The organism is Phyllobacterium zundukense (assembly GCF_002764115.1).
Taxonomy (GTDB): Bacteria; Pseudomonadota; Alphaproteobacteria; order Rhizobiales; family Rhizobiaceae; genus Phyllobacterium; species Phyllobacterium zundukense.
In genome coordinates, this window is the sequence record NZ_CP017941.1 from 337,537 (window position 1) to 351,625 (window position 14,089).

Consider the following 14,089-nt stretch of genomic DNA (forward strand, 5'->3'; position numbering starts at 1 on the left):
CGGCGTCGCAGCGGCCGTCGGAGCTTTTACTTAAATGCCCGCAGGCGAAAACTCGATCTATGTCTGACAACACCGGAACCCTTAATTTTCCAAACATCACCCTCAAGAATCAACGTGAAGTCATTTGTCATGATTTGAAAACTGTGGGTCGAATTTGTTGACGCTTGACGCCGAAAAAATTGCCCTACCAATACGATGTGGGATTTCAGCTGGTTGGTCAGGAATCATCTAATGCGTCGGTCTTATCTTAATCACATCGGGCCAAGTAAGTTTCTACTCGGTTTATTCACCACTCTTGTACTATTGGGAATTGCGGCACCCGTCAGCGCGGAGACGACCGACGGCGGCCTCCATCGTCCGATGCGAATTGCCATCGTGCGTGAGGCGGAAGACAAGTGTGAACCGCTATGCACCGAATGGATCTACGCTTTCGGTACGATTGAGCAGCGAACACCCAAGCTGTTGGCCAAATTTTTGAAGCAGTTGGATGGTCGAAGACTACCCGTAATTGTTGAATCGCCGGGCGGCGAAACTTATGCCGCCATGGAAATGGGCCGCATGATCCGCGCGAAGCAACTTGACATCGCAGTCGGTCACACAAGGTTTCAAAAATGCGCGCCCGATGAGAAAAATTGCAAGCCACTTTGGACCGATAAAATAGCTTACGGTGGCTCCTCTTATCCAGGCAAAGCCTCGTGCGACTCCGCGTGTGTTTACCTCTTTGTCGGCGGCTTTGCGCGATTGAGATCTGACCAAAACTTTATGGGTGTTCACATGGGGACGAGTGCCCGCGCGAAGCCTGATGTTGAGGCATATCTCGGCGAAATGGGGATTGGCAGCGGTCTGGTTCCAATCATCTTCTCGACGAAGAAGTTGAGAGATCTGACCTCTGAAGAGATGCGTGACTTTAGCATTGTCACGGATTTTGGGAATTCAAATGATCTAACTTCTGCAGGCCTGTGCAAGAAGGAGTTCCCTCCGGACAATTGTATCCTGAGGAGCTCAACGAACTAACACGTTAGAAACATGTTGGTTGATGGCTTGCCGCAATGCTTTCCTGCACTGGCGGCGGGCAGATTCGAGGCGACGTCTTAGAGGCCGGGTTGCACCATGAAGAAGTCCTTTTCCTGTCTTTCCATAATATTGATATTAGCCGGCTGCACGACTGAGAATGTCGACGGACTCGACGTCCACTCGCCGAGCTCGGTCGCATATTATAAGCGGACCTGTATCCAAGAGGGGGCGACGCCCGGGTCGCCATCCATGGCGACCTGTGTCGCTTATCATTCGCAAGGCACCAAGCTGTATCTGGAATGCCGAAAGAACGGCAGGGCCTTGGCCGATTGGGAGATAGGTGTTTGTATCGCGCACAAAGATCCCATGGTCTCAATCTACCGGCGGTGCATCAAATCCGGAGTCAAATTCGGCAGTGCGGAGATGGGCCCGTGCATAAAGCGCGGGCGCGCGAAGGAAGCGGACTTGATAAGGCACGGACTCTAGCGAGCGGGGCCACTTGGGTTGAAAATGAATATTGGATTAGCCGTGCTTAACAGACTGTCGATCGTTCTGATCATTGTTCTCCAGGTATTGCCTGCTTCAAGGGCTTTTGCCGCAACAAAGAAACCGAAAGTAGATTTGGATCCGCCGATGCATTTCGAAATCGTGCGAAGCGGAAATTCTCTTTGCGAGCCGATCTGCCCCCAATGGATTGTGGCGACTGGTCGAATAACTTCTGAATCGCCCTCGAAGTTGAGTAAGGTGCTCAAGCAGATGGGTGACCAGCAATTCCCCGTCGTGCTCAATTCGGGTGGCGGGGATGTTCGCGCGGCAATGGAACTGGGGCTGATGATTCGACAACGATTTCTCGACGTAGCCGTCGGCAGCACACGCATTAACCAATGCCTTCCTGACCCGAGCGAGTGCAAGCCGGGTGGTTCAAAAAAGAAAAACACTGTTCACTTGGGATATGCCGATTCATTCGGCAATTGCGAATCTGCTTGTGCTTTTATCCTGGCTGGCGGTGTTGTCCGTGTTGCAGGACCATACGGACGCATCGGCGTCCACCAAATCACGACGACGCACACGCGGGCGAGTGCTAAAAATAGAAGAAAAACGGTGTCCTCAGAAACCACCAAGTTGACGCCATCACAATACAGTACGTTTGCCGACTATTTTACCAGTATGGGCGTTAATCCAATTCTTCTTGACTGGATGCTTGCGACATCGCCGAAGGATATGTCGTACCTCTCACCGGAACAGGCACTTCAGGCAAAATTGGTAAGCTCGTCTGGCGGCGTGGATGACCTTACAGCGATTAAGGTCTGCCGAACGCAGCAGCGGGCTGCCAATTGTGTCGAACATACCACATATGAATATCGTGCCGTGTGGTCACGTTCCGATCATTTTGGGCGGCACTCTTCCGTCCTTCTCGCCGAGGCCGCTTGGTCCAGACGAGCTCGTATTAAACAAGGCCGCGATCACAGATGGCTTGATTTCAGTGCCAACAACGTTCCTCTAACAAGCAAAAGTGTGCAGCAAATGATCGATATCTCTGTTTTTCCGCGTTCCACCACGCGCCGATCCCTCTCCTTGCTTGCGGGCATACTATTAATTGGCCTCCCGTGTGCATTGCATGCTCAAGAAAAATACCCTGCCAGTTGGCGCAAGACGATGACTAACGATCCAGTCAAGAATACGTACTTGAGCAAATTCTCCCGCAAGCTTGCGACTCCCGAGGCCGAAACTCTCCGCAACCTTAAACTGTCCAAACTGGCGGGAGGTGCTTGTGAAGGTTCCTCTATCAACAAGAAGAAAGGCACCAACTACCTGAAAAGTTCAGGTTATTTCGCGCTAAAGGGTAAGGCTTGGGACGACGCAGCGTTTCTTGCCGAAAGCGAATTCCGATACCTCGATTTTCGTTCGCTCGCTCATTTGTGCGCCGGCATTGATTATCTCGTCGGTCCACACGGTGTACTGATCATCGATGTCGTCTCACCGGGGACCGGCGAACCAAGAGGTTCCTATGATCCAGCGAACCCCTACATTCGCATTGAGCCGTTGCCAAAACCCGCTGGATAAATGCATCCGAGGCCTTGCAATAAGGAAGGCATATGGTTGAGACGAAGGTCGCGTCCATAGTGGCGGTTGCAATCACCCCTACTATGGCGTGAATAACGCATATTGTGAGTAGGTCCACCCAGGGCCCGACTGTATCTGGTCTGTTCAAACTCAACCTTGGTAAACAACCGTTCCTTTGAAAATGCCGATAATAGCTGATTTTCCGCCGAATCCGATTGGTTCCTAGAATTCTACAATGCAAGATCACAGGGCATGGAAAAAGCGCGACGACCGCAGTTTCCGAGCAGACTGGGGCGGAAACACTAAGTACAATTGGTTAGCTATGCCCATTGTAGGCAAGTTGAATGGACTGTGAGACTGGGAAATGCCGAGTGACGAAAAAGAGTCGACCGAATATCTGATTGCTCTCCCACCTGAGCTGAGCGAACGGCTCAATCGCGCAGCCGGATCGCGAGCGCCACTGGATAACACCTTGGGCGTCAACGACATTATTCTTGAGGCCGTCCATGAGCATCTTACAGCGTCTCTGCTCTCACCTCCGCATGCGATCGTTGAGTAGCTTCGATTATTCAATCCGGGAGGGGTGGCAAAGAATATGAATACCTCATCACTTTCGTCGGCTAAGGGTGGCATTGCCTCCGGGCTTATAAGCCGGGCCGAAATGAACGCACGCGCGGGACAAATGACACGTGGAATTATGAAAGGGCTTGCAAGGGCGGTAGGCCGGTAGGCACTTGAAGCGATAAAACGGAAAATATGCGCCCGCTACTCGGCATCCCGCGCATCATCTATTGGTACATCGGCGCCGTTGAAATACATGAGGCCGTGATTGAACTGGGCTTTCACATTTCGCTAGCGGCTTTCGCACACCGTCAGATGTATCAATTTTTCGATTCGTTCCAATTGTATCTGTTCGTTTAAATGCACTGAAATGTATCTCAGAGTAGAACTCCTATACATTCAAGATGGGGAGCGTCTAAAGATGATTAATGAGGTTAATACTCGCATTTCTTCAGTAACTAAAAAATGCAAGCCAGCAGAGGGCGGAGTTGCACATATAAAAAACCTGGCGAGAGGTGTGCTGACAGCTACCTTGGTCGTCGCTGTTTCCTCTTGTGCTGCAATGCCAACGAAAATGGCACAGGGGCAAGCGCGTTCGACAGAATTTGGTTATTCAAGCCCTCTGAAAGAAACTACGACAAGGAAAGCCATCAAAAACGTCAGAGTGATTTCTGAAACCGTTGTAAAAGCAAGGTATCTGGGCCGGGCCCCCTATATCTGCACCCCAAGTGGTTTTGGACGTACCTCAAGCTGCTTTGCAAGATGAATGCCTGTGCATTGCGTCTGATCAAGAGCGTTCCAAAGCGGATTGTACAAGGCACCAGGGCACAGCAATGGGATTTTAAGCCGAACTGTCGGCTCGGCTTAAAATCCATTCAGACCATATGGCGGCATGCCTTCGATCTGATCTATTGTGACAATCTTGTCCGCACTCGATTGAACCGCGCAGTAACATAGTCACCTGGTCGGACCTTGCGATACTCATCGCTGAGGCTTGCTGGAGCTGTTTTGAATGCATACCACTCACCCTCCGGTTCACGCTTCTGAAAGACGACATTGCCCTTCTTGCGATGACTGAAACAGGTCAAGGCTATGGCGTTGCCTGCCTTTGCGTACCAGGTCGCCTTGAAGCAAAGCTTCCCAGGATCGGTAAGGAACCAGTGCCCAAGGCCGTATGAGCCTTTCCCTTCGGCAGTCCATGCGTTGAACTGGCGCTGCTTGACTGCAAAATAGCCGGCACCTTCTTTCCAGATCCAGGATCGATTGTTGTAAAGCTTGAACAGTTCCTCGCTGGTCAGCGGCGTTGAATCTACCGGCGGCTTCGTCATTTTGCTTTGTGCTGCCTCAGCGCCGGACGAAAGTGTGCTCACAGCGCCGGCAATGGCGCCCAGAAGCATTAGTGTTCGAAATCCAGACATTTTTGTTTCTCCTGATCGGGTCTTGTGCGCCCGTTCTAATTGGTGACTTCGTTGACAACCCGCCAGTTGGGAAGCCCGTAGGGTTTCGGCCAAGGGTAGACTTCCTTGTCGTTGAAATAGACTACGGCCGCCAGCTTTGGAAATTCCGGGTATTTCCTGGCAGCATTTTCCGCCCAGTTGCGCACGTAGGGTGCATCGCCTTCATAGCCGAGCTCGGCCACGACGACAGGCTTGGCGAAGCGTTCTACTTGCCGGTAGCCGGGCGCGAGCGCCTGTGCGAATGTTCTTTCTCCTCCAAAATTATCCTTGTCGTACTTTTGCAGGCCGAACACCGAAAGACCGATGATATCGACGACATCGTCCCCAGGGTAAAACGCGGCAAGGCCGGGATTGCCTTTGGGCGACCACATATAACTGGCCGACTTGTTATGTTCGCGGCATACAGTCACCATCCGCCGGTAGGCCGTCGCGTAGTCGCCGGCGCTCCAGTGTGCCCAGGTGAACTGATTGTCGGTTTCGTCCATTTCCTGGGCCCAGCGAATGGTTACAGGGCTCTTGAGCGCTGCTGCCGTGGAACATACAGCGGCCATGTTGCGATCATATCTGCCGGCCAGAATGCCCTGCAGAAGTTCTTCTGAGGTCGATCGCCAATCTTTGGACCACGACCACGGTTCCACTGTTATCAAAAGCTTGCGCCCGCGTTGCCGGGCATATTCATCGGCCACAGACAGTGACGACAGATCGACATCCTCCCACGGAAGGAAAAGGTGTTCGATCCTGGAGTTGGCGTCGTCCGTAAAGTCCCCGTGCGGATCGTACGCACCGAAAGTGACGGCGTCTGCGCCGACAACCGGCCGTTTGTCGGTCACATGACCGGCATGGGGCGGCCGGTTTGTCGGAATGCCGCGGGGAATGCTCGCCGCCAGGACTGTGCCCGACAGGAACAGGGTTGCCACAGTGACGGCAATTGCTGTTCGACTTTTGTTGTTGGTCATTGCGATTTCCTCCTGCTGCTGGCGATTTTCGGCGAGGTATTGCCGGCCAGTCGTTTCTGATCATCGAGATGGGTTTTTATGGTCGCCAGGTCCGGCGAGACGAGATGTTCGGCCGTCAGCTTTACAAACTCGTCATTGTCAGTGGGAACTGCGTGCCTGAAGATATACCAGGCCCCGGAAGGTTCCTTCCTTTGATAGATCGTTCCGCGTTCGAACCTGTGAGCAAAGCAGGTTTTATTGGCATGAACGCCGGAGACCGTATGCCATTGGGCATCGAGGCACAGACGACCATCATCGGTCACGATCCATCGTCCCTTCGCCCGGGTGGCCGTATTACCAGCACCGGTTCTGGCCGTGAAACGGCGTGCCTCATCGTCAAAGCGTCCGGCACCATCGGACCAGGCCCAGGACTTGTCGCGGTAAAGCTCGTAAAGCTCCACACCCGTCATTGGCCGGGCCGCTGATGGAACAGGACCTTCACTTGCTCGTGAAACATCGGCGAATGTGATGGCCGACAGACAGCACGAGATGAGCAGGGGCCAGCACAACGACCGGTGGGCGCCAGCCCTTTTCCTTTCAACTTTTAATGATTGTGTCATCGCACTTTCCTCCGCGGCGGACTTCAAATTGCCCGTTCTCATTGTTGGGTTTTTCATTTTGTTTCGCTCTCCCTGAGCCCTTCTTGTGACAAGCTGGTATTCGACGGCAGCCATCGCGGCCTGAATGTCAATTTGCGCAGATCTCCGCCGCCGAGGCCTGCGCCTGACACGGCGTATTTCGCTTCAAACAGGCTCAATCGGCCGGTGCCGAACGCAAGGGATTCCAGTCCCTCCTTTCCGTGCTCGACGGTCGCAATTCCTGGAAGCAGGATGAGGCCGAGCAGGCTCGCAGCCATCGCCGGACGATAGGTTCTTGTGCGAAAGCGCACGACATTCTCCTGGGCGTGCTGAATGACGATCGTCACCAATAGGAGTGTGTAGAGGACGGCATTGATGGTGGCGAAGATATAGAACCCGCGTGTTTCGCCGGCATTTTCGACGAGCAGAACGGGTAGTACCGACGCGATTGACAAGACGCCGTAAGGCATGAGAACGCGCAAAGGGAGCGGATCGACTTCCGATGATCCCTTGGGCGTGATGCGAAAATCAACATGCGAGCCAGTCATCCGGTCACGAACAGCAGCAACGGTTCCTGCCAAGGCCCAGGGCCAGCGCGCGAAGAGGAAAAACATCGTCTCCCAGCTCAAAATCCTGGCGTCGAATGGCCGGAACGAGCCGCTTGCGCGCCAACGATAGGCCAATAGCATCAAGGCGATGGAGAGCGGTGCAAAGTGGGCAAGAAAGTCCGGATAGGTCACCGCGACGAAGTTCTCCTGGCGCAGGAGCGCAACAATCGGCATGAAGAACATCAGGGCCATGAACAGGGCAAAAAGCGGATACCACAGCTGTGAAAACAGAAACTGGGACTTCAGTCTCAGCGGCAGGCGGGGAACATAGATCGGTGAATACTGCAGAAGCAGCATGACAAGACTGCGCGACCATTGAAATTCTTGTGTGACGAGATCAGCAAATGTGCGAGGTCCGTCGCCGTGGGCGATCGCATCAAGCGCATGTACGCCGCGCCACCCATAGGCGTTCATCATCAATGTTGTCGAATGATCTTCGGCAAGCTCCGGTCCGAGCCCCCCTATTTCACGCAGCGCGGTTGTCCGAACAGCGTAATGTGATCCAATGCAAAGGGGTGCGAGACCGTAATTGTAACCGGCCTGAAGCGAACCATGCATGCTGGCTTCGGCATAAAGGCGCCCGCGTGCAGACCAGCTTTCAGAGGCATTTCGATCACAAATGCTCGGCGCCGAGACATAACCGACGCACGGGTCGGCAAAGGGGCGCAGCATTTCAATGAGATATCCGGCTTCAGGGACGTGGTCTGCATCTAGCTGCACGACGAAATCATAGCGGTCATATCCGAAATGATCGTAGAAGAAAGCAAGGTTGCCTTCCTTGCAGCGCGTGCGGCGCGGCCAGCTTGTCCGGTGATAGTCTGGTTTGTTCTTTCGCGTTGAAACGAAGACCCCGTGCTCGTTGCACCAGTTCAATGTTTCCGGCGACGGATCTTCGTCAGCAAGCCACGTGTCGTGGGGAAACTCCTGAGCAAGCATCGCCTTTAGTGTGGTGGCAACGATCGAAAAGGGCTCGGTCGGTGCCTTGGTTACAACCATGGCGACACGGCTGCCCACAGGCAAACGAAGCGGACCGCTGGGCTTCTGCGCGCGATAGAATATTGCGATGAAGTAGGCTGGCAGCAGGGTCACCCAGGCCAGGACGGCTGTGACCAGGGAAAAGCCCCAAAAGCCAATATAATGCTCTGGCCTCAACCACCAGGCCCAGAAATAGACAAGCAATGCCAGCCACACGACTGCGCCGGCGAGATATTCTTTTCGCCGATAACCTGTGAGGACCGGAACGTTCGACGGGTCGGCTCTCTCCATCGCAGTTGTGTAGCGCGCGTTTGTCATGCCGGTGCCCCCAGACCAAAGAAGGGAGCAGCGGTACGCACGATGGTCTCGAGATCCGAATATTCAGGCGAAAATCCGAGTGCGCTGCGTGCGAAAGCCGGATCGGTATAAAGTGCGGGCGGATCGCCAGCCCGTCTTGGATGCATTTCAACCGGTACTTCGCGTTTGGTAATTCGGCTGATGGTTCCGAGAATCTCCCCTATCGACGAGCCCTGCCCGGTTCCAAGGTTGACGGAAAGGTTTTGGCCGCCCTTGATGAGATGATCAAGCGCAAGCACGTGAGCGCGGGCGAGATCCGACACATGGATATAGTCCCTGACACAGGTTCCATCTTCAGTTTCGTAATCGTCACCGAAGACGGCAAGGTGGGGAATTTTTCCTCCTGCCGCGAGCAATGCTCGTGGGATCAGATGTGTTTCCGGATCGTGCCACTCACCGAGTTCGCCTTCCGGATCGGCACCGCAAGCATTGAAGTAACGCAGCGCCACATATTTCAAGCGATAGGCGGCTGCAAAGTCTTGCAGTATATGCTCGGCAATGAGCTTCGTGCGCCCGTAAGGATTGATCGGCTGCTGCGGCGTCGTTTCGGTAATGGGAAGACAATCCGGAACACCGTACGTAGCGCAGCTTGAGGAAAAAATGACCTTGTCAATTTCGGCGTGGCGACAGGCATCCAGCAGCGACAAGGTCCCGACGACATTGTTGCGATAATATTTTGAAGGATCCTCGACGGACTCGCCCACATAAGCCGATGCAGCAAAATGTACGACTGCGTCGGGTTTAAATTGCGTCAGGGTTCGCGTCAGGCTGCTCGTATCGAGGATATCGCCGTGCACAAATTCTCCCCAGCGCACCGACGAGCGGTTGCCCGTAACCAGATTGTCAAAAACAATCGGTTCGATGCCAATAGAATGGAGAAGCTTGGCGGTATGGCTGCCGATATATCCGGCGCCGCCTGTTACCAGAACCCTTCGCGCCGACATCACGCAATCTCCGCAAGTTCATGCGCTTGCTCGGCCAGGAGACGATCAAAGTAATGGATCGTTTTCTCCAGACCAATGGCGAGTGGTATCTTTGGCTGCCATCCGAGTTCTTGCCCGGCGAGAGATATGTCGGGACGACGCTGGCGCGGATCGTCTGTCGGCAACGGGTTGTAAATGGTTTTTGAACGGGATCCGGTAAGCTTGATGACCTGTTGTGCGAGTTCCAGAATAGTGAATTCACCGGGATTGCCGAGGTTAACTGGACCGGTGAAGGACGGCTCCGTTGCCATCATCTGTTGAAAGCCATCAATCAGATCGTTGACGAAGCAGAATGAACGGGTCTGCGAGCCGTCACCATAAATAGTTATGTCCTGGCCCTTCAGCGCCTGCACGATAAAGTTTGATACAACACGGCCATCATCGGGGCGCATATTCGGACCATAGGTATTGAATATGCGGACGATCTTGATTTCGACGTGATGTTTCTTGTGAAAATCAAAGAATAGCGTTTCGGCGCAGCGCTTACCTTCATCATAGCAGGAGCGAGGACCAAAGGAATTCACATTACCCCAGTAACCTTCAACCTGCGGATGAACCAGTGGATCGCCGTATATTTCGGACGTCGAGGCCTGGAAAATGCGGGCACCGGTGCGTGCTGCCAGTTCGAGCAGATTGAGCGCACCGAGGACGCAGGTTTTCATTGTTTGGACGGGATCGGCCTGGTAATGCGGCGGCGATGCCGGGCAGGCAAGATTGTAGATTTCATCGACCTCGATATTGATCGGATCAACAACGTCGTGTTTTACGACACTGAAACGTTCGAAATTCCGCAGATGGCGGATATTGCGTTCGAGCCCAGTTGAAAAATTATCAAGGCAGATGACCGTATGGCCCGCCTTGAGAAGACGTTCGCAAAGATGCGATCCAAGAAAGCCTGCACCACCGGTGACGAGAATGTGCCGGGCGCGTTGCGTCGAGCTGATGACACGGACGTCGCTGAAGACTGCATTTATACTGGGACGGTTTTGTATTGGACGCATACGCTTCATTGATCTGACCCCAAAAAGTTCGCCTATACTTTGCTCATATAGAGTACATCGGCCATGTACTTCATCAGGTCAAAGAACTGTTAATCGGCGCTGTTTCTTATGGTTCTTGTGTACTTGCTTGCGCGTCAACTGTCGTTAGATGCGCATCCGGAAACTTACCACAGCGTCCATTTCTGCAATGAAACATCATGCAGTATGTCCCCCAGCCATGTTTTGCACGGGACGGGGTTGGCACGAGGAAAGGGTGAAAGGAAACGATAGAGCCGTTGCGTTGATAGAAGGCGCAACGTAAGTGGCCGCGACGGCTATCGGGCCATTTGCCCTATGTCATCATGCCTTGTGACGGAAGTTTGGCGTCAATGGCCAAGCGACTTGAGCCAAGTATCGAAGGAATGGGCGCCGTCTACAACTTCCACGGGGCCAACTGCATGGGCAAAGTAGGGTGGAATAGCCACAATCCGCGCCTCGCGCGGACTGTAGCCAAATTCCTTGCTGAAGGCTCGGCTGAAGTGGGCAGCGGAAGTGAATCCGACAGCTGAAGCAATCTCGACGATTTGCTGGCGGTTGGCGGAATTGCTCAGCGCAGCATGCGCTGAAAGAAGGCGGCGCTTTTGAATGTAGTGATGGACCCCACCGCTCGGCTCGAAGAGTTGGTAGAGCCGTGTGCGCGAAATACCGAGTTCCCGGCACAGGATATCAGATGTGAGACCAGGCGAGTTCAAGTTGCTCTGAACGAAACGGCGGACACGTTCCATCAGGGCAAGATTGCCCTGCGTCTCTGCTGGCCCAGATTGTTCTGCCGATGCTGACAGGCACGTCAAAATCATATCGCGTGTTGTCCGAACCACCTGCGGAAGGTCTGCGGCAGCCAGACTCGAAAGTCTTGCCTCGATATTATCCATGTATTCGATCAAAAGGTCCGTATAGGTCCCGGTCAGTGCGGTATTATTGTTCACATCAGCTGACGGTGTAGCGTCTGAAAACAGTTCGCGAGGCAGATAGAACGCGAGACTTTGAGAGTCGGTCGATCGACCTCTGAATGGGTGGCCCAACGACCTCACTTCCACTTTTCCCGGCGCCCCCTCCGAAACATGCCCGTCAACTTCCGTCCATGTCCGGCCAGTACGCAACAACACAATATGCCAATGGTCTATTGAGTTTGATCTCAGTTTGGTAGCTGAGCGTATATAGCTGTGGGGAGGCGCGTGCTGTTGAACGATGAGCATACTGCCAAGGTTCCAGGCGGTGTGGTCGGCAGGAAATCCCGCCTCCGGCGATACGCCATCCGGCAGTTTGATATCAATCAGCGGCGCCAGGTAGGCCTGCCAGGTGGCAAACTGATCTGCCGGGACCAGATCGCGCGTGGAAAACTGCAGCGGTTCCAATGCCGGCGCCAACGGCAGGCTGCCTTCCTTTGCAGGACTTGGATGCCGGGGCCAACGTCGCCGTTCGGCAAGTGGCGGCAAGCCAGGTTTGTCCTGGATTGCGTCTTGTCCAGCGATTGGAACCCGATCTGGTCGCTGTTGTCCCTTCTTTGGAGCGTCCGGCAACTTATCCTCCGAAATTCTGCTGAACAGGTCGCCCGGCATTCAGCAACAGTCCTGCGCGATTTAGGTTCCAATCATCGCCGTGGCGTGGCCGACTATTCGGCTCCAGACTCACGCATGCTTGCTTTCACACGGCCAATTTCATCAGCCTCGTCAAGAGGTGCCCAGTTCTTCCCATCGGACCTTGCGCAACCTCTTCGCAGCTGGCTCACACGAGACCGAATGGTGTTCGAACCCCCATCAGATCGCCCATTTCATACAAATTACACTTCAAATACCAAGAATGAACTCAAATACACGACGAACTTAACTGCTCTCCCCGGGCGCGATCTGCTCACGTCAAGGGGTACGCCCGAACCGCTAAAGCAACAAGCTGAGCAGGCTTGTCGATGGAGCGCCACCCGCCCGGCTGGCGAAGCGCCCTTTCATCCATGCAGCTCAAGCTCGCTCCGGAACAAATCGGCTTGAGCGCCGTTCCTTACCAGCTCCATTTCAAGGAACAGTTCAATGGCCGACGCACCTGAACCTGCAGCCCCGAATGCCGACGATATCCAAAAATACTTGGAGAAACAGATCGCAGCCCTCCGAAAGGAGATCACGAAAATCAACAGAACTATTGCGGAGCGGAGCACCAAAGTTTTGGACAATGCGCACGAGCAGGCCTCGGACCTGTCTGACGACGCATCGTCGCTGTCATCACGGGCAACGCAGCAATTGCGGACGCAAGCTCAAGCGGTTTCCGAGATCGCCCGTGCAAACCCCGGCACCACGACTTCTGTACTTGGCATCGTCGGTATTGTTGCTTTCCTGTTGGGCGTCGCCGTTGGACAGACTTTGACCGATACGCGTCGTCGATGGTATTGACCTTGAACATGCGCGACCGATGTCCGTGACGATAACCTCTTCCACATTCTGGAAGGCGCGTTGCAGCAAGCTTGCAATGGAAATGCGAGTTGGCAGGGGGCGCTCATCGAAGTCGCCACCAAGGTTGAAATCGTGACGCGCAACGCTCAGCTTTATACCATGAGCGGTCAGGAGCACATCGGCCCGCCAAACAAGGCGTGAGATTTAACTGCTTACCAATTTAGTGCTCGAACACGTCGATGTCTCGACTTCGTTCACGCATAACGGTACGTGAAACATTCAGCGTTGCTTGGCTTTGCGGGCAGCATACCGCCGATCGCGCTCCGTCTTCCGTTCGGCATTATCGGTCGCCACGCGCGCGATACGATTTTTAGCTTCAGCTTCGAGCGCATCCGCCTGCGCCGATGCAGCACGAGCGACTGCTGCAGCCTCTACGATCTGCCGATCACGTTCTTCCTGGACTGATCGTTCGCGTTCTACACGCCGTGTTTCACGGGCTGCGGCAACCGCTTCGCGTTCGGCGCTTTTCGCAACCATGTCAGGGTCGCTCGGTTTCGGTGCGGTCTCGAACTTCTTTAGAAGCAGTTTCTTTGCCGCGACTGCGGCTGCACGGCGTTCCGCCAATTCTTTGAGCGTTTTCAATCGATAGTTTGTCCCATGGTTGCAAGCGTTCTGTTCTGAATGATTGTAAAATAAATAAAGGCCGGGCACTAGGCATGTACTCATAAATCCAAACGCCATGGACTTGGCGATGTCCCTTTACCATCGGGAAGCGCACACAACCGCACTGTCCACGCAACTGCTTTGCCCATCCGCCGCCTGCTCCATTCAAGACGGCATGGGTTTGCGGCCTATTCGTTACCCCACGGTTCCTTCCACTCCCTTCAAAAATGCCGCTCTCACCGCTTTGGGCGATGAAATCCGATCGAGTTCAGCCCAGGTTCCGAGATATCCACGCAGGAACTGCAACGAATCGCTATGATTCACATTTTGGGTAAGCGTAAGGTAAATCGTCTGACATTTCGGGCATTCGAGTTTGCTATCGAGTTTCTTTTCCACATCCGTTCCTAAAGCAC

14 protein-coding genes are annotated in these 14,089 nt (G+C 54.0%); 6 read left to right on the top strand and 8 right to left on the bottom strand.

Translation table 11 applies throughout. The annotated features are described in order from the left end of the window. Positions 1-231: 231 nt before the first annotated feature. The 4 genes from BLM14_RS21450 to BLM14_RS31180 all read left to right on the top strand — a co-directional run bounded on the left by BLM14_RS21450 (position 232) and on the right by BLM14_RS31180 (position 4,405). Positions 232-1,014 (top strand): COG3904 family protein, encoded by a 783-nt coding sequence (locus BLM14_RS21450; protein ID WP_100001902.1) that lies wholly within the window; start codon positions 232-234, stop codon positions 1,012-1,014. Positions 1,015-1,518: 504 nt separating this feature from the next. After that, complete coding sequence (locus BLM14_RS32005) at positions 1,519-3,078, top strand: COG3904 family protein (protein ID WP_237143580.1); 1,560 nt, start codon at positions 1,519-1,521, stop codon at positions 3,076-3,078. A 364-nt stretch (positions 3,079-3,442) separates the two neighbouring features. After that, positions 3,443-3,637 (top strand): hypothetical protein, encoded by a 195-nt coding sequence (locus BLM14_RS21465; protein WP_100001904.1) that lies wholly within the window; start codon positions 3,443-3,445, stop codon positions 3,635-3,637. Between the two features lie 423 nt (positions 3,638-4,060). After that, positions 4,061-4,405, top strand: coding sequence for a hypothetical protein (locus BLM14_RS31180; protein WP_133123836.1), 345 nt, complete (start codon positions 4,061-4,063; stop codon positions 4,403-4,405). 142 nt (positions 4,406-4,547) lie between these two features. Here the strand turns inward: BLM14_RS31180 and BLM14_RS21475 are convergent, their stop codons facing one another. From BLM14_RS21475 to BLM14_RS21505, 7 genes are all read right to left on the bottom strand, one after another. Further along, positions 4,548-5,057, bottom strand: coding sequence for a DUF995 domain-containing protein (locus tag BLM14_RS21475; protein ID WP_100001905.1), 510 nt, complete (start codon positions 5,055-5,057; stop codon positions 4,548-4,550). A 35-nt stretch (positions 5,058-5,092) separates the two neighbouring features. Further along, positions 5,093-6,052, bottom strand: coding sequence for a glycoside hydrolase family 26 protein (locus tag BLM14_RS21480; protein ID WP_100001906.1), 960 nt, complete (start codon positions 6,050-6,052; stop codon positions 5,093-5,095). Next, positions 6,049-6,765, bottom strand: coding sequence for a DUF995 domain-containing protein (locus BLM14_RS21485; protein ID WP_100001907.1), 717 nt, complete (start codon positions 6,763-6,765; stop codon positions 6,049-6,051). The genes BLM14_RS21480 and BLM14_RS21485 overlap by 4 nt, the downstream gene beginning before the upstream one ends. Continuing rightward, positions 6,705-8,570 (bottom strand): glycosyltransferase family 2 protein, encoded by a 1,866-nt coding sequence (locus BLM14_RS21490; RefSeq protein WP_100001908.1) that lies wholly within the window; start codon positions 8,568-8,570, stop codon positions 6,705-6,707. Before BLM14_RS21490 ends, BLM14_RS21485 begins: the two co-directional genes overlap by 61 nt. Further along, positions 8,567-9,553 carry a UDP-glucose 4-epimerase GalE gene (gene galE / locus BLM14_RS21495; protein ID WP_100001909.1) on the bottom strand — a complete coding sequence of 329 codons (987 nt, stop codon included), beginning with the start codon at positions 9,551-9,553 and terminating at the stop codon, positions 8,567-8,569. The genes BLM14_RS21490 and galE overlap by 4 nt, the downstream gene beginning before the upstream one ends. Further along, the gene (locus tag BLM14_RS21500; protein ID WP_472459585.1) at positions 9,553-10,566 is read right to left on the bottom strand and encodes a UDP-glucuronic acid decarboxylase family protein; all 1,014 of its coding nucleotides are present in this window, start codon (positions 10,564-10,566) and stop codon (positions 9,553-9,555) included. The genes galE and BLM14_RS21500 overlap by 1 nt, the downstream gene beginning before the upstream one ends. 392 nt (positions 10,567-10,958) lie before the next feature. Then, on the bottom strand, positions 10,959-12,086 hold the full coding sequence (locus BLM14_RS21505; RefSeq protein ID WP_418314262.1) for a helix-turn-helix domain-containing protein: 1,128 nt from the start codon (positions 12,084-12,086) through the stop codon (positions 10,959-10,961). Positions 12,087-12,656: 570 nt separating this feature from the next. Here BLM14_RS21505 and BLM14_RS21510 point away from each other — a divergent pair. Continuing rightward, positions 12,657-13,013 (top strand): hypothetical protein, encoded by a 357-nt coding sequence (locus tag BLM14_RS21510; protein WP_100001911.1) that lies wholly within the window; start codon positions 12,657-12,659, stop codon positions 13,011-13,013. A gap of 60 nt (positions 13,014-13,073) precedes the next feature. Continuing rightward, positions 13,074-13,214, top strand: a complete 141-nt coding sequence (locus tag BLM14_RS31185; RefSeq protein ID WP_157929570.1) for a hypothetical protein — start codon at positions 13,074-13,076, stop codon at positions 13,212-13,214. A 78-nt stretch (positions 13,215-13,292) separates the two neighbouring features. Here the strand turns inward: BLM14_RS31185 and BLM14_RS21515 are convergent, their stop codons facing one another. Continuing rightward, entirely contained in the window at positions 13,293-13,655 is a 363-nt protein-coding gene (locus tag BLM14_RS21515) for a DUF6481 family protein (protein WP_100001912.1), read from the bottom strand. Positions 13,656-14,089: the final 434 nt, after the last annotated feature.